This is a genomic window from Solibaculum intestinale, from assembly GCF_040096205.1.
GTDB lineage: Bacteria > Bacillota > Clostridia > Oscillospirales > Acutalibacteraceae > Solibaculum_A > Solibaculum_A intestinale.
On the sequence record NZ_JBBMFD010000027.1, the window covers coordinates 15974 to 31305 of the forward strand.

A 15332-nucleotide genomic window follows, 5' to 3' on the forward strand; every position below is an offset into this window, starting at 1 on the left:
ATTCGTTTCTCCGCCAGAAAATACACCGGGATGCGATTGGATTTGACGGAATTTTCCGCCTTTTTTCCCTGTAAAGGAGAAATGCTTTCCAGATAATGGAGCATCACCGAACCGGAAGGCTGCTAAAGAAGGGGACTGACAAGGTGCTACCCTTGTCAGTCCCCTATAAGTACCGAGATACCAAATTATGCGGAAATGTGCTGTGCTTCGACCGGCTGCGCCGCCTGCTCGTAGGAAAGGGTTCCCTGGAATACCTCCATGGTTTCGCTGGTCTGGGAGGAAATGCCCTCCCGTTTGAGCACATTGCGAACCGTCATCCATAAAATCTGGATGTCCTTGCGGAGGGTGATGCGGTGGACGTACTGCACGTCCAGACGGAATTTTTCTTCCCAGCTGATGGCGTTGCGCCCGTTTACCTGAGCCCACCCGGTCAGTCCCGGACGAACGTCGTGACGATGAATCTGCTCCTCGTTATACCGCGGAAGGTACTCTACCAGCAAAGGCCGAGGCCCGACGATGCTCATATCGCCTTTTACAATGTTCCAAAGCTCCGGAAGCTCGTCCAGAGAAGTGGAACGCAGAAATTTTCCGAATTTCGTCAACCGCACGCTGTCCGGCAAAAGATTGCCGTTTTCGTCGGTCTGGTCGGTCATGGTGCGGAATTTATACATGGTAAAAATCTGGTTGTTTTTCCCCGGCCGCTTCTGCTTGAACAGAATCGGACTACCCAGCCTGCACCGGACCAGAACCGCAACCAGCGCAAAGACCGGAGATAGAAGCACCAGAGCCAACAAAGACAGGGAAAAATCCAGCACTCGTTTGAATATGTACTTGTACACCCCAAAGAACCTCCTATATGTAGAAAGATACCGCTATGTGCCGCCGTCAGGAAGAAACCGGGCTTGTCCGCTTTCGCAGATGCCGGCAGACCAGTGCCGCCAGGCCGGCCGTCAGGAGAACCCCCGCCGCCGAACCGCAGAAATCCAGCAAAACGTCGGAAACTTGTCCGCTTCGCCCGTCGATGAACAGCTGATGCAGCTCATCGCTGGCCGCATAAAGCAGGCAGATTCCCAAAGAGATGCCGATTCTTACGCCAGGTTTCACCCTGTGGGTCAGCATTGCCAGCAGGCAAAGGACTCCCAACAGCAGGTAGATGGAAAAGTGCGCGCCCTTGCGCACCACATGCTGAAAGGATTCCACCACCGCGTCCTGCTCGTCCTCAGAAAGTGCGGAGAAATCCGGAGTGACGGCTGCCGCCACAGACCGGATAAACTGACCGCTGACCTGAGACGACTGCTGGGCGGGCTTTGCGGACATATAAAAAATAAACGCCATACACAAAAGAACAAGGCCCCAAAGAGCCACCCGAGTAATCCGTAATTTCATTGATAAAAACCCCAAAAAAATTCAATACTTGGGGAAAAGGAGGGGAAGGTAATCCTATGTAAGAAAACACTGCGAAAAAGCAGCGAAAACCGTTTGGACTTTTCCCGCGTATATTGTTACAATCAGTATAACGCTGTCCTCGAATTATGTCAATATGTAACCGAAATGTTACGCATTGTTACCAATGAATTCCGAACAAAATGGTACAATTGCCCGGTACGCCTCAACAAGGTCCTCATAAGAATAATTACGGTAGTTGGCGGGGCTGGGAGAAGGAAGAATACGGGCGGGAATGCCGGTTTGAGGGTAGCAAAGGAGCTTATAAAGCCGAGCTGCGGTAGTACCAGTGGTAAAAATGGCGCGGATGTCCGCGCGGTTGAGGATTTCGGACAGATCGTTTGCAACCGGGTTTCGGATGCTGCCGTCATCGGCGCCTTCTATGTCGCAGGAACGCAGTACATCCCACAGCGCAATGCGGGACGAAAGGGCCAGAAGGCGTTTGCCCTCTGCAGTGGAAGGAAGCGGCTTTTGGAGCACTTCGCAGAGCACCCGCCAAAATCGGTTTTGCGGATTGCCGTAGTAAAACCCGGTTTGCCGGGACTTGGGGGAGGGCATGGTGCCCAGAATCAGGACGCGGGAAAAAGCGTCGTACACAGGGGGGAAGGGATGGACGGTCTGCTGCACGACGAAGCCTCCTTTGGCAAAGATTGCAGGGTTTTGTTTTCTCATAACGACTCTAAGAATGAACGCAAAAAACGGCCGGGTTCCGGCCGGTATCATATAGGAGAGAAATTGCCTCTATGACCAATCCATATACCCAACCAAACCACAAAACCATTCAAAACGAATCCGCCCCGCCAGACCGGGCCTATATCCGCCGCCGGAGGATTTTCAGCATTCTGTCCCTGGCGGTGGTACTGGCCTTTTTCACCTGGGTGACCATCGCAGTGGGAAAACCTCTCGTGGAGCTGGCGTCTGACCCGGAGCAGTTTCGCGTCTGGGTGGACCAATACGGCATTTGGGGCCGGTTCATCCTGATTGGCATAATGACGCTGCAGGTAGTGGTGGCCATGATTCCGGGCGAAATCATCGAAATCGGCGCGGGCTACGCGTTCGGCGCCATCGAGGGCACGCTTTTGTGCCTGGCCGGCGCGGCGGTCGGCTCGGCGATCATCTTCCTTCTCACCCGATGCTTTGGCATCAAGCTGGTGGAAGCTTTCGTATCCAGGGAAAAGCTCAGCCGGATCAAGTTTCTGCGCAATGAAAAGAAACTCAACCTGATGATCTTCATCGCCTTCTTCATCCCCGGCACCCCCAAGGACCTGCTGACCTACTTTATCGGGCTGACCCCCATGAAGCTGCGCACCTTCCTGCTCATTTCCTCCGTTGCCCGCATCCCCTCCGTCATCACCTCCACCATCGGCGGCCACGCGCTGGGCATGCAGGACTATACGTTTGCCATCATCGTCTTTGTGGTCACCGCAGCCGTCAGTGGGCTGGGCCTGCTCCTCTATAACCGCATCATGAAAAAGCGAAAGCAGGAGGCGGAATCCCACGAATAGAATTACAAATTGTATACTTAAAATTAAATATAACGAAATAGCCAGAAAAACCACACAACATTTTGAATTCTGCCGGGAAAGGGAAGAAGGACGCGGCCGCATCGTCCGCCAAGCGACACAAGAGGACCTTCCCGCTTTGTGCTGCCTGCGCGAGAGGATTTCACGGCCGGTTTGCGCCAAGCAATTGCTTGCCCTGCTGCAAAATCCAAAGGCCGCGATCCTGCTGCTGGAAAGGGCGGGCCGGCCTTGTGCCGCCGTTTGCCTAAAGGAGCGTCCGGCTCCGAGAGGCCCCTGCTTCTCCCGTTACCGGGCAGTGCTGGAGGCAGAGTTCTGGATCCCGCCGTCTCCACAGGGAGAGGACGCCGGCCAGGCGCTTTTCCAGGCTGCGGCACAGTGGGGAAGCCGCCGGGGACTTCCGTTTCTGGAGCTTCAGCTCCCATCCACGCAGGAGAATTCCGGTAAAAAGGAACAAAAATCAGTATAATTTGACAATAAATAAACGAATTGTATTAAAAGCTTCGTTGACCGATTTGTTTTCGGCCGACGGGGCTTTTTGTTTGAAAATATGGCCGGCCTCGCCGTGCCCATTTCCGTCTTGGCAGAAGACTCCCCTAATCACGGCATATCATCCAAAAGGGAGTGCTTCGGTCCGTTACACAATGACAAAGCCGCCGTTGGGACTGATGACCTGGCCGGTGATGAAATCCGCCTGTTCGCTCGCCAGGAAGAAAAGGAGATTCGCCACGTCCTCGGGCTTGCCCAGTACCCCTAAGGGCGTTTCCTCCCGCAGACCCGCGCGGGTTTCGTCGTCCAAAGCGGCGTTCATCTGTGTGTCGATGACGCCGGGGGCCACACAGTTGACGGTGATGCCGCTGGGCCCCACCTCCTTGGCCAGCGCCTTCGAAAGCCCGATCACCGCCGCCTTGGCAGCGGAATAGGCCACCTCGCAGGAGGCGCCGGTCATCCCCCAGATGGAGGATAGGTTGAGAATTTTCCCCCGCTGGCGGCGGATCATGCCGGGCAGAACGGCTTGGCAGCAGTGAAAGACCCCGGTTACATTCACAGAGAAGAGCCTCTCCCACTCCGTCTCGGTCACGTCGGTGAACAGCTTTTGCTGGGCAATGCCGGCGTTGTTGATGAGCACGTCAATGTGGCCGAACTGATGGAGGACCTCTTTTGTCATCCTGTCCACCTGTCCGCGGTCCGCCACGTCCGCCTGCACCGCCAGAATGCCGGGGTGGGACGCAGCAAGCGCTCGGGCTTCCTTTTCGCTTTGGCAGTAGTTGGCCGCCACCTGCCAGCCCTTCTGGGCGAACAAACGGGCGGCGGCAGCCCCGATTCCTCTGGAAGCGCCGGTGATCAAAACGGTAGACGGCATGATTCTCTCTCCTTTGGGCAAGCCATATTTTTTCTATTTTACCCTACCTTTCGCATAAGGTAAAGGAGAGGGGATGAAAAAACTCCATTTGGCTGCAATTCCTGCTTGCAATCTGCGCAGTTGTCGGATAAAATAAAGCTATGTCGAAATTTTAACAAAATTCTGTGTATTTCTCTGTGTCCGGCCTGTAAAACAGGGAACAGCGGCCGGAGAAATGCAGCCCATACGGCGCGCCACTCACCGGCTGCGGTGGCGGCCGCTCCAAACAAGACAAGAACCGGCCGGAGAAAAGGTGGTTAGCATGGTAAAGTTGAGTGTATGTATCGGAAGCGCATGTCATATCAAAGGGTCCCACAGCGTGATTACCACGTTCCAGCGGCTGATTAAGGAGCATGAGCTGGAGGATAAGGTGGAGTTGATGGGCGTATTTTGCCTGGGCCATTGCACCGAGGCAGTCTCGGTGAAAATCGGCGACAGCGATATTTACAGCGTTTCCGGCGCCACGGCGGAGAACTTTTTTAATACCCAGGTGCTCCCGCTGGTGGAGTCCTGAGGGGCCGTCCTGCCTGCAGGAGAACAAGTTCATTTCCCGGGTGCCGTGGCTGCCCGCATTGATGCCGCTTATCCCGAACCAGCGGGCCGGGATAAGCGTTTCTTTTATTTTTTCGCCGCTGGAGAAATGGCGGAGACAATATGAGTATCATCCAGTTTAAGGAAGCCAACTGCAAAAGCTGCTATAAATGTATCCGGACCTGTGACGTCAAGGCGATCTCTTTTTCCAACGAACAGGCCCGCATTATTCCAGAAGCCTGCATCCTGTGCGGGAAATGTACGCTGGTATGTCCCCAGAACGCCAAGCAGGTGTCCAGCGACCTGCCCATTATCGAAGGCTATCGAAAGACCGGCGCCAAGATTTACGCCAGTGTCGCGCCCTCCTATGTGGCCGCCTTCCCGGGCAAGAGCTTTACCGCCCTGTCCGCCGCTCTCAAGCGGCTGGGCTTTGCCCATGTGGAGGAAACGGCCATCGGCGCCACCCAGGTCAGCCGGGAATACATGCGGCTGATGGAAGAAAAGAAGATGCGCAATATCATCACCACCTGCTGCCCCACCTCGGTGATGCTGGTGGAGAAATACTATCCCGAACTCGTCCCATTCATCGCGCCGGTGGTGTCTCCGGCGGTGGCCCATGCCCGGATGATGAAAAAGGCCTACGGGGACGACATCAAGGTAGTGTTTGTGGGTCCCTGCATCTCCAAAAAGCAGGAAGCCAAGACCGGGCGGGACATCAACGCCGTTTTGATGTTCGAGGAGCTCAAGGACTGGCTGGAGCAAGAAGAAATCTGCATCTCCGAGCCGGACGAAAACCCGGCCGAGATGCACGAAACCGTCAGCCGCCTCTATCCCTCGCCCGGCGGCATCCTCAGCACCATTCCCCGGGCGGCCCGCGGGAACTATAAAAGCGTGGCCGTGGACGGGCTCAACCGCTGCATCCAGATGCTCGATTCCATCCGGGACTATAACATTGGCGGCTATTTCATCGAAATGAGCGCCTGTTCGGGTTCCTGTGTGGAAGGGCCGGGGCTCAAAAGCTTCGAAACGCCCTTCCTCATTTCCAAGGACCTGCTGTTGCGCAATTCCCAGAAGAAAACCGAAACCCCGCCGGTCCCCTCCGAAGAGACCCGCACGGACTTCTTCGCCGTCTATAACCGTACCATGGTCCACGATAAAATCCCCGACGACGAGACTATCAAAGAAATTCTCGCCCGCATCGGCAAGACCACGCCCGAATCCATGCTCAACTGCGGCGCCTGCGGCTATCCCACCTGCCGGGAAAAGGCCATCGCCGTTTACCAGGGCAAGGCGGATCTGAAAATGTGCCTGCCCTACATGCGCGAAAAGGCGGAGAGCATGTCCAACGTCATTCTGGAGAACACTCCTAATGCCATCTTCATGCTCGACCAGGAGTTTATGGTGCTCCAGTATAACCGGGCGGCCGGGCGGATGTTTGACCTGACGGAAGCACAAACAGTGGGCATGCCCATTGAGCTGGTGCTGCCGGCGGAGGATTTTGAACTGGTCAAAACCACCGGGAACCCCGTCTTCAATTCTCCCCGGGAGATGAAGGACGGGAAGCTTTCTATCGAACAGACCATCGTTCCCGTACCCAATGGGGACTACTTGGTTATCGCCCGGGACGTGACCGAGGAGCGGGAGAACCACCGCAAAACCGAGGAATTCCGCCGGGAAACGGTGGAGATCACCCAGAAGGTCATCGACAAGCAGATGCGGGTGGCCCAGGAAATCGCCAGCCTTTTGGGCGAAACCACCGGCGAAACCAAGGCGGCTCTTACCAAGCTCAAAAAGTCCATCGCCCAGGGGGACCGGCTATGAAAAGCTACTATTACGAAACCAGCTTTGGAAGCCTGTTTAAGCACGGGGAAGAGCTGTGCGGCGACAAGGTGGAAATTGCAAAAAACGGCACCGACACCACCATGGTCCTGGCCGACGGCCTGGGAAGCGGCGTCAAGGCCAACATTCTTGCTTCCCTGACCAGTAAGATCGTGTCCACCATGCTAAACGCGGGCGCCGATATCCCTGACGTCATCGAAACCATGGCGTCCACCCTCCCGGTCTGCCAAGAGAGACTGGTGGCCTATTCCACCTTTACCTTCCTGCGGGTAAGCCCCACCGGGGAAGCCCACATCGTGGAGTATGACAACCCGCCTCTTATCATTCTGCGCGACGGCAAGAGCCTGGACCTGCCCCGCAGAGAGGTGGAGATCGAGGGAAAGCTCATTAAGGAAACCAATATCCAGCTGCAGCCGGGGGACTTCTGCGTCTTCTTTTCCGACGGGGTTATCCACGCGGGCATCGGCAAGCTGCTCAATTTGGGCTGGCAGCAGGAGAACGTGGTGGAATACCTGGAAAAGGCCTATCGGAAGGACGCTTCCGCCCACTATATGCAGACCCAGCTTCTCGCCGCCTGCAACAGCCTCTATATGGAATCCCCTGGGGACGATACCACCGTGGCCGTATGCAAGGTGCGCCTGCCAAACGTGGCGTATGTGATGGTTGGCCCACCGGTGGACAGCAAAGAGGACGAAACCCTGGTCAACGAGCTTTTGCATTTTGACGGTACGAAGATCATCTGCGGCGGCACCACCTCCCAGATTGTCTGCCGGGTGTCCGGCCGGGAAATCCGCACCATGATCGACTACATTTCTCCCGACGTGCCTCCCATCGCCAAGATCGAGGGGATTGACCTGGTGACCGAGGGGGTCATCACCCTAGGCAAGGCGCTGGAGCTGATGAAAAAGTATGAGCAGGGTGGGGTAGGACGGGACAACGCCCTCAATTACAAGAAGGACGGCGCCCATTTGCTGGCCCAGAAGCTGATTCTCGAATGCACGGGTGCCAAGTTCGTGGTGGGGCGCGCCCTCAACCCGGCCCATCAGAACCCCGACATGCCCATCGACCTGAGCATCAAGCTGCGCCTGGTGCAGGAGATCGCCGAATGCCTGCGGCGGATGGACAAAGAGGTCGTGGTGGAATACCATTAAGGGGCCCTTTGGCAGATGGACAGATAACGAAACGCCTGGAAGAACGAGCATATGACTCGCTTCTTCCAGGCATTTTTCTATAATGCTGCGTTGTATCCGCATACGTAGTAACGGTCAACATGGGAATGGCCAAACGGGGATATTTGGGATACGATTGATAGGGGATGAAGATACCGAGATAAAAGCCCCCTCTGAAAATCCTTTTCTTTCCCGCGCGTCTCTCAGGAAATAGCCTGCGAACACGGTTTCATATTTTTTCGCCGGTGTCTTTCATAGTAAAGATAGAATCATAATTGCAATTCAATGCCTCTGCAATGCGAATCAACTCTTTTTCGGAAAAGTTATCCTCTCTTAACTTGTTGCTGAAGTTGCTTTGCTTATATCCAAGGCTTTCCGCCAGTCTTTTGTTTTCATATTTTTAATTAAAAAACGAAGGTTGGCTGATTGGATGAGCGCTTCGTAAAAAGAAGAACCATTATGAACAACATTTCCAAAAGAACAATCAGCCGAGTATAAGCATAAGAAAAGGAGAGGACAAGCATGACGCGTTTGCGGGTAAAGGAATTGCTGGAGGAACAGGGAAGAACAAAATACTGGCTGTTCAAGCAGCTGGGGATGAGCTACCAAAGTGTAAGCCGCATGCTTAATAACCAGACGCAATCCATACGGTTTGAATGTATGGATACGCTTTGTCAACTCTTCCACTGTTCGCCGCAGGAGCTCTTCGAGTATTCTGAGGAAGAATAGGGGATGCATGTCCGTTTCGATGACCCCCAGGCTGCCTCTTTCTTTTGCGCCGCCAAAAGAAAGAGGCAAAAGAAAAGGCGGCGAGAGGTGGAAACGGTAAGAACTGGACTGTTTTTTCTCCTTCAAATGTACCTTTCCAAAGCTCTTTTGGGTGTTCATTTCTTTTGCGCTGCCAAAAGAAACGAACCAAAGAAAAGGCAGTTCAAGGGGGAAAAAGACGCTAGGGACGGGGACACAAATTTTTCCCCCTTGAAAATCCCCCTCTTATCGGAGGAGGGCAGGAGGAAGAAAATTAAACCTTAGTGAGATATAATCATATAACCCAGACAGCCGGTAAAATCGATTGTGAATATATTTCATATTCCCGACTGAATGCCTAGAGGGTACTTCCGGGAGAAAAACCTTGCCCCCGAACTTTACGCCGTTTTTCTCCCTTAAGTCGCCCTTTCTTTGGTTCGTTTCTTTCGGCGGCGCAAAAGAAATGAACACGATGTCAGGCAGAAACCGGACGGATAAGGCCGACTGCGGCAAAGCTGAAACCGGATTTTTAGCAAAACCCGGTATAAGAAGATTTGGCAAATCATAGGTCCTCTTTTCAAATGACTGTCAGAGTGCCTCTTTCTTTCGGCGGCGCGAAAGAAAGAAACACGAAGTCAGGCAGAAACCGGACAGCAGATTCCGACGAAAAGCCATCTAAGAAAAAGAAAAGGGTATGCCCTGGCGTTTCCCGTGCAAACCACAAAAGCCAAATCGGGATTTCTTTCCATAGGTATCAAAAAAAGACGCAAAAAGCCTGCCAGGAACCTCAAAAATGTATCGGAAAGAACCAAAAGACAGCTTGTTAAAATATTCACAAAATTCTCGGAAAAAGGAGCGCAAAGTTGTACTTGCGTTTTGTAGGAGCGTTTGATAAAATATTAACAATCTCACCGGGCAAACGGTAACGATACCCGTGGAGAACCATCATCCGCAATCATTCCGCTTCGGCGGACATACATTGCCCGAAACGCTCGATTTAGAAAGGGGAATTCTCATGGCAAATCAGAAACAAGCTCCCGTGGAAACCGATGCGATGATCAACGACCTGGTGGAAAAGGCCCAGCGGGCCCTCGAAGGCTATATGAGCCTCAACCAGGAGCAGGTGGACAAAATCGTCCACGCCATGACCTTGGCAGGTCTCGACCAGCACCTGTACCTGGCCAAGCTTGCGGTGGAGGAAACCGGCCGCGGCGTGGTGGAGGATAAGGTCATTAAGAACAGCTTCGCCACCGAATATATCTGGCACAGCATTAAAAACGAAAAGACCGTCGGCGTCGTGGCGGAAAACGAGATGGAGGGCTATGTGGAAGTGGCCGAGCCGGTGGGCGTCATCGCGGGCGTTACTCCGGTGACGAACCCCACTTCCACGACCATGTTCAAGTCTCTCATCGCCACCAAGACCCGCAATCCCATTATTTTCGCTTTCCATCCCAGCGCCCAGAAGTGCTCGGTGGAGGCGGCCCGCATTCTGCGCGACGCCGCAGTCAAAAACGGTGCGCCGGAACACTGCATCCAGTGGGTGGAATACCCCTCCATTGAGGCTACCACCGCCCTGATGAACCATCCGGGCGTGGCTCTTATCCTGGCCACTGGCGGTTCCGGCATGGTCCGCAGCGCATACAGCGCCGGCAAACCGGCCCTGGGCGTAGGCCCTGGCAACGTACCCTGCTACATCAACAAGGACGTGGACATCGAGCGCGCCTGCACCGACCTGATGCTGTCGAAAACCTTTGACAACGGCATGATCTGCGCCTCTGAGCAGGCGGTCATCGTCGATAAAGAGATCTCCGGCCGGTTTGAGGAGATCATGGCGGCCAACAACTGTTATTTCCTCACGCCCGAGGAAACCGTGAAGGTGACCGACTACGTCATCAACAAGGAAAAGATGGCGGTCAATCCGGCGGTGGTCGGCAAGGCAGCTTCTTGGATTGCCGAGCAGGCGGGAGTCAAGGTCCCGGAGAAAACGAAGATTTTGCTTGCAAAACTTCCCTATCCCTCCAGAAAGTACCCCCTCTCCCTGGAAAAGCTGTCTCCGGTGCTGGCCTACTTTGTCTGTGAAGACGACAAGCAGGGCTTCCAGTACGCCAAAACCATGCTGGAGCTGGGCGGCCTGGGCCATTCCGCGGTCATCCATTCCAACAACGAAGCCCTCTGCAAGGCCTACGGTGAAGCCATGAAGGTGGGCCGCGTCATCGCCAATCAGCCTTCCTCCCAGGGCGCCATCGGCGATATTTACAACACCAACACCCCGTCCTTAACCCTGGGCTGCGGCTCTTTCGGCCGGAATTCCACCACCTCCAACGTTTCTTCCGTCAACCTGATCAATAAGAAACGCCTTGCCAAAAGGAGAGTCAATATGCAGTGGTTCAAGATTCCGCCGAAGATCTACTTTGAGAACGACTCGGTCCAGTATTTGGAGAAAATGCCCGACATCTCCCGTGCCTTTATCGTCACCGACCCGATGATGGTAAAGCTCGGCTATACCGACAAGGTGCTCTATTACCTTCGCAAGCGCCAGCATTACTGCCACTGCGAGATTTTCTCCGAGGTGGAGCCCGATCCGTCGGTGGAGTGCATCATGCGCGGCGTGGACGCTATGAACCAGTTTAAGCCCGACGTGATCATCGCTTTGGGCGGCGGCTCCGCCATCGACGCGGCCAAGGGCATGTGGCTCTTCTACGAGCACCCGGACACCGACTTTGACGGCCTGCGCATGCGCTTTTTGGATATCCGCAAGCGCGCCTTCCATTACCCGAACCTGGGCAATAAGACCAAGCTTGTGGCCATCCCCACCACCTCCGGCACCGGTTCGGAGGTCACCTCCTTCGCCGTCATCACCGATAAGCAGAACGGCAACATCAAGTACCCCCTGGCCGACTATGAGCTGACTCCGGATGTGGCCATCATCGACCCGCAGTTCGTCATGACCATGCCCAAGTCCATTACCGCCGACACCGGCATGGATGTGCTCACCCACGCCATCGAGGCCTATGTGTCCACCTTGGCGTCCGATTACACCAACGGCTTGGCGGTCAAGGCCATCGAGCTGGTGTTCAAGTACCTGCCGGCCAGCTACCATGAGAACGACCCGGTCGCCCGCGAGAAGATGCACAACGCCTCCTGCATCGCCGGCATGGCCTTCAGTAACGCCTTTTTGGGCATCAACCATTCTCTGGCCCATAAGTTGGGCGGTGAGTTCCACATTCCCCATGGCCGTGCCAACGCCGTGATTCTGCCCTATGTCATCGCCTACAATGCCCAGAAGCCCACCAAGTTTGTCTCCTTCCCCAAGTACGGCAAGTTCGTAGCCGACTATCGCTATGCCCAGATCGCCCGGTTCTTAAACCTGGGCGGAGCTACCCAGGAGGAGCAGGTGCAGGCGCTCATCGACGCCATCCGCAGGCTGATGAAGGAGCTGAACATGCCCATGTCCCTCAAGGAGTGCGGCATTTCTGAGGCGGAGTTTATGGCCAAGGTTCCGCAGTTGGCGGAAAACGCCTTCGAGGACCAGTGCACTACCGCCAATCCCCGGTACCCGCTCATCTCTGAGCTTGAGGAAATCCTCAAAAAAGCCTATTACGGCGAGACGGAGGAAAAAGCGGAAGAACAGCTGGCCGAGGCTCAAAAAGAGGCCGAATAACAAAAGAACCCATTGTTTTTTCTGGACGCGGACGGCGAAAGCCATCCGCGTCCTTTTTCATCCGTCACCGAATCGTAGCAATCCACATAGACTGTAGCAGATGTTATACATTGACATCATTCTATAGCCCAACGAGGTATACGCCTTTCGGCGTAGAGCAAGACGGGGTTCGAACATTCGTTCTATATTTCGTGATAATCGAAGAAATTCAAAGTGGAAAGATGGTGGAAAATCAAGGGTTTGCGGGGGATGGAGGCCTAATTTTGAGCGGGGAGAGAAAAAGCGCAAGATGTGGTAGGCAAAGCGGGAAGGAAAGTCAAGATGTTGTGAAGGATTCTCACGGTGGGAAGGTTTCACAGCTTGTCTTGGCCCACGGCAATGCGTGAGGAAAGCGGGAGATCCGCCCAGCGCCCGGATGCAGGACGCGGAAGGCTTGGGGTTTGTTGGTCTTTGCGCCATGGCGGGCCTCTTTTTGAAGGGGCCTCATGATAGCATGTTCGGCAAGGGCTTCGCGAGTGCCTGGCGGCACCCTTGCCTTCCATGCAGCATGGGCCCCATCTTCAAAAAAGGAGGCCCTTGCCATGTTGTCCGCAAAGATTCCCAACGAAGTCCGCAAGTCCATCTACGCCCGCGACGGGTACCGGTGCGCGCTGTGCGACGATGTGCGCTATCTGCAGATCCACCACGTGATCCACCGGTCGCTGGGCGGCACGAACAGCCCGCACAACCTGATCTGCCTGTGCTCCCGCTGCCATGCGCTTGCCCATGGGACAAACCTGTTCGACGGGGAAGTGGATCTGACCAGCGAAGACATCGACCAGGCGTGCGTAGAGTACGTGTCCGACTTTTACGGGGAAGAATGGAACCCGTGGGGAAAGCCGTAAGGCTTTCTCTTTTTGATATGGAGGCGCTTCGCGCTTTATGCGCGTCCCGCTCCTTCGCGGGCGGCTTGAGCGCCGCCCACTGCGTCGCTTGGCGCGCCCGGTATCGGGGCCCGGCGGAAGGCGGAACCGGCCCGCGCCCCTGCGCGACTAAACAAAAGGCGGTATTTTGCCCAATCGCTGCGGCGATTGCAAGGGGGCTGCGGCCCCGGCAAAATAGGGGCCTTTTGTATAATCGCTTGGGGGAAAGGCGGCTGCGCCGCCTTTGGTGGCGGGCCTGGCCGGCTGCGCCGCCTTTGGTGGCGGGCCTGGCCCGGGGGAAGGGCCTGGCTGTCACCGAATCGTAGCAATCCACATAGACTGTAGCAGATGTTATACATTGACATCATTCTATAGGAATTGGAGAGATGTTACATGAGATACGAAGATTATGCCCGTTTAAGCGGCAGAAATCTCGATCTTCCGACGAATCGCTGGCAGTGCACGCCTCCGTGCCCGCCGCCTTGTCCCCCGTCTCCGTGCCCGCCGCCCTGTCCGCCTTGCCCGCCGCCCTGTCCCTGTCCTCCCACCGGTCCGGACTGTATCTGTCCGGTGTGTCCCACCGGCGCCACCGGCCCCACTGGCCCTCGCGGCGTAACCGGTCCCCGCGGTCCCATGGGCCCCACCGGTCCTCAGGGTATCCAGGGCATTCAAGGTGTTGAGGGCCGTCCGGGTGAAACCGGCGCCACCGGTGCGACCGGTGCCACTGGTCCCCAAGGTCCGCAGGGCATTCAGGGCATCCCCGGCCCCGCTGGCGCACTGGGCGCCACCGGCGTCACCGGTGCTACCGGTCCGACCGGCCCCCAGGGCCCGCAGGGCTTTGCAGGCGTCACCGGCGCCACTGGCGCTACTGGAATCGGAGTCACTGGTGCTACTGGCCCGACTGGCCCGACCGGTCCCACCGGCGCGACTGGAAGCGGGGCAACCGGTGCTACCGGCCCGACTGGACCCACCGGCCCGACTGGAGCAACCGGCACGGCAGGTACGATTGGTGCTACTGGAGCAACCGGCCCGACCGGTCCGACTGGCCCGACCGGTCCCACCGGCGCGACTGGGGCCGCACCGGCTCCCGCCGCCGCGGTAGCGGACGTTCCGGTTGGTTCGGATCTTGCTACGCTGATCACGAATCACAATGCCCTGCTCGCGAATTTGCGTGCGGCTGGTTTGCTTGCCACCTGATCCGGAAGCATTTCGCCGTAAGGGAGGCCGGCAGCGGAATTTCCGCTGCCGGCCTTTTCCTTGCGCCGTTTTCCTGTTTGAAGGGAAAAGCTGTGCCCCTTTTCCTTGTGTCACCGAAGATACGGTTGCACAAGAAAAAGCGTCCTCTCTCATTTCCTTCCGAAGATAGGGATGCAAAAACGGGAAAAAGCTGGTATACTTAGAAAAAAGACAGGAGAAGTGCGGCATGCGGATTTATGTGGACGCGGACGGATGCCCGGTTGTAGACCTGGTGCTTCGCCTTGCTGGGCGCTTCGGCGTCCCGGTGGTGCTGGTATGCGATACCGCACATCAATTTCACCGGCCCGGCTGTCAAGTGATCACTGTTTCCAAAGGGGCAGACAGCGCGGATTTCGCCCTGGTCAACCGCCTTTGTCCCGGGGATTTGGCCGTGACGCAGGATTATGGCCTGGCTGCCATGTGTTTAGCTAGACGAGCTCTGCCGCTCAGTCAGGACGGAGCTCTCTACACCCAAGAGAACATCGACGGCCTTCTGGCGGTTCGGCATACCGCCCAAAAAATTCGCCGCAGCGGCGGTCGGCTGAAGGGTCCGTCCAAGCGCACCCCTAAACAGAATGAAGACTTTGAGAGGACATTGACGTCTTTGCTCAAAGAAATGCAGGAAAAGGAGCAAATCAATGGAGAAAAAGAAGATTGACCGGATTAGTGAGCTGGCGAAAAAATCCAGAGAGGAAGGCTTAAGCGAGGCGGAGCGGCTGGAGCAGAAAGCCCTCCGGCAAGAGTATGTGGACGCGCATCGGCAGAGCCTGACCTCTCAGCTGGAGCGAGTGGTTTTGGTGGAAAAGGACGGGAGGAAAATCCCGCTGAAGAAAAAGGAGTCCTGATGAAAAAGGGCCCGGCGACGAATTTCTTCGTCGCCGG

Annotated in this window: 13 protein-coding genes and 1 pseudogene; 9 read left to right on the forward strand and 5 right to left on the reverse strand. The window is 55.8% G+C overall.

The genetic code is table 11. The features are described 5' to 3' along the window. Positions 1-185: 185 nt before the first annotated feature. The 3 genes from WMO26_RS11760 to WMO26_RS11770 all read right to left on the reverse strand — a co-directional run bounded on the left by WMO26_RS11760 (position 186) and on the right by WMO26_RS11770 (position 2070). On the reverse strand, positions 186-839 hold the full coding sequence (locus WMO26_RS11760; RefSeq protein ID WP_349220627.1) for a sugar transferase: 654 nt from the start codon (positions 837-839) through the stop codon (positions 186-188). 46 nt (positions 840-885) lie between these two features. Then, positions 886-1386, reverse strand: a complete 501-nt coding sequence (locus tag WMO26_RS11765) for a VanZ family protein (RefSeq protein ID WP_349220629.1) — start codon at positions 1384-1386, stop codon at positions 886-888. A gap of 168 nt (positions 1387-1554) precedes the next feature. Continuing rightward, the gene (locus tag WMO26_RS11770) at positions 1555-2070 is read right to left on the reverse strand and encodes a DNA-deoxyinosine glycosylase (protein ID WP_349220630.1); all 516 of its coding nucleotides are present in this window, start codon (positions 2068-2070) and stop codon (positions 1555-1557) included. A 116-nt stretch (positions 2071-2186) separates the two neighbouring features. Between WMO26_RS11770 and WMO26_RS11775 the strand changes: the two genes are divergently transcribed. Continuing rightward, complete coding sequence (locus WMO26_RS11775) at positions 2187-2948, forward strand: TVP38/TMEM64 family protein (RefSeq protein WP_349220632.1); 762 nt, start codon at positions 2187-2189, stop codon at positions 2946-2948. 652 nt (positions 2949-3600) lie between these two features. Here WMO26_RS11775 and ymfI read toward each other — a convergent pair. Then, positions 3601-4326 (reverse strand): elongation factor P 5-aminopentanone reductase, encoded by a 726-nt coding sequence (ymfI, locus tag WMO26_RS11780; protein WP_349220633.1) that lies wholly within the window; start codon positions 4324-4326, stop codon positions 3601-3603. 301 nt (positions 4327-4627) lie between these two features. On the opposite strand from ymfI, the gene WMO26_RS11785 reads away from it, so the two are divergent. The 3 genes from WMO26_RS11785 (at position 4628) to WMO26_RS11795 (ending at position 7886) form a co-directional block, all read left to right on the forward strand. Next, a complete protein-coding gene (locus tag WMO26_RS11785; protein ID WP_349220634.1) occupies positions 4628-4879 on the forward strand; it encodes a (2Fe-2S) ferredoxin domain-containing protein in 252 nt (83 codons plus the stop codon). 140 nt (positions 4880-5019) lie between these two features. After that, complete coding sequence (locus WMO26_RS11790) at positions 5020-6717, forward strand: [Fe-Fe] hydrogenase large subunit C-terminal domain-containing protein (RefSeq protein WP_349220636.1); 1698 nt, start codon at positions 5020-5022, stop codon at positions 6715-6717. After that, positions 6714-7886, forward strand: coding sequence for a SpoIIE family protein phosphatase (locus WMO26_RS11795; RefSeq protein ID WP_349220638.1), 1173 nt, complete (start codon positions 6714-6716; stop codon positions 7884-7886). The genes WMO26_RS11790 and WMO26_RS11795 overlap by 4 nt, the downstream gene beginning before the upstream one ends. A 351-nt stretch (positions 7887-8237) precedes the next feature. Here the strand turns inward: WMO26_RS11795 and WMO26_RS13675 are convergent, their stop codons facing one another. After that, positions 8238-8759: a hypothetical protein gene (locus WMO26_RS13675; RefSeq protein WP_435431559.1), complete on the reverse strand. Its 522-nt coding sequence runs from the start codon at positions 8757-8759 to the stop codon at positions 8238-8240. 907 nt (positions 8760-9666) lie between these two features. On the opposite strand from WMO26_RS13675, the gene adhE reads away from it, so the two are divergent. From adhE to WMO26_RS11825, 5 genes and pseudogenes are all read left to right on the forward strand, one after another. Further along, a complete protein-coding gene (gene adhE, locus WMO26_RS11805) occupies positions 9667-12312 on the forward strand; it encodes a bifunctional acetaldehyde-CoA/alcohol dehydrogenase (protein ID WP_349220640.1) in 2646 nt (881 codons plus the stop codon). A gap of 581 nt (positions 12313-12893) precedes the next feature. Then, positions 12894-13196, forward strand: a complete 303-nt coding sequence (locus WMO26_RS11810) for an HNH endonuclease (RefSeq protein ID WP_349220641.1) — start codon at positions 12894-12896, stop codon at positions 13194-13196. Positions 13197-13790: 594 nt separating this feature from the next. Further along, positions 13791-14336 (forward strand): annotated as a pseudogene (locus WMO26_RS11815) (hypothetical protein); the annotation flags it as partial. Positions 14337-14637: 301 nt separating this feature from the next. Next, positions 14638-15108 carry a YaiI/YqxD family protein gene (locus WMO26_RS11820; RefSeq protein WP_349220645.1) on the forward strand — a complete coding sequence of 157 codons (471 nt, stop codon included), beginning with the start codon at positions 14638-14640 and terminating at the stop codon, positions 15106-15108. Continuing rightward, complete coding sequence (locus tag WMO26_RS11825) at positions 15089-15295, forward strand: DUF896 domain-containing protein (protein ID WP_349220646.1); 207 nt, start codon at positions 15089-15091, stop codon at positions 15293-15295. The genes WMO26_RS11820 and WMO26_RS11825 overlap by 20 nt, the downstream gene beginning before the upstream one ends. The last annotated feature ends 37 nt before the right edge of the window (positions 15296-15332 follow it).

Coding starts and splice junctions, on each gene's coding strand:
- WMO26_RS11765 (WP_349220629.1), bottom strand. CDS start 1,386: ATGAAATTACGGATTACTCGGGTGGCTCTTTGGGGCCTTGTTCTTTTG.
- WMO26_RS11775 (WP_349220632.1), top strand. CDS start 2,187: ATGACCAATCCATATACCCAACCAAACCACAAAACCATTCAAAACGAA.
- ymfI (WP_349220633.1), bottom strand. CDS start 4,326: ATGCCGTCTACCGTTTTGATCACCGGCGCTTCCAGAGGAATCGGGGCT.
- WMO26_RS11785 (WP_349220634.1), top strand. CDS start 4,628: ATGGTAAAGTTGAGTGTATGTATCGGAAGCGCATGTCATATCAAAGGG.
- WMO26_RS11790 (WP_349220636.1), top strand. CDS start 5,020: ATGAGTATCATCCAGTTTAAGGAAGCCAACTGCAAAAGCTGCTATAAA.
- WMO26_RS11795 (WP_349220638.1), top strand. CDS start 6,714: ATGAAAAGCTACTATTACGAAACCAGCTTTGGAAGCCTGTTTAAGCAC.
- adhE (WP_349220640.1), top strand. CDS start 9,667: ATGGCAAATCAGAAACAAGCTCCCGTGGAAACCGATGCGATGATCAAC.
- WMO26_RS11810 (WP_349220641.1), top strand. CDS start 12,894: ATGTTGTCCGCAAAGATTCCCAACGAAGTCCGCAAGTCCATCTACGCC.
- WMO26_RS11820 (WP_349220645.1), top strand. CDS start 14,638: ATGCGGATTTATGTGGACGCGGACGGATGCCCGGTTGTAGACCTGGTG.
- WMO26_RS11825 (WP_349220646.1), top strand. CDS start 15,089: ATGGAGAAAAAGAAGATTGACCGGATTAGTGAGCTGGCGAAAAAATCC.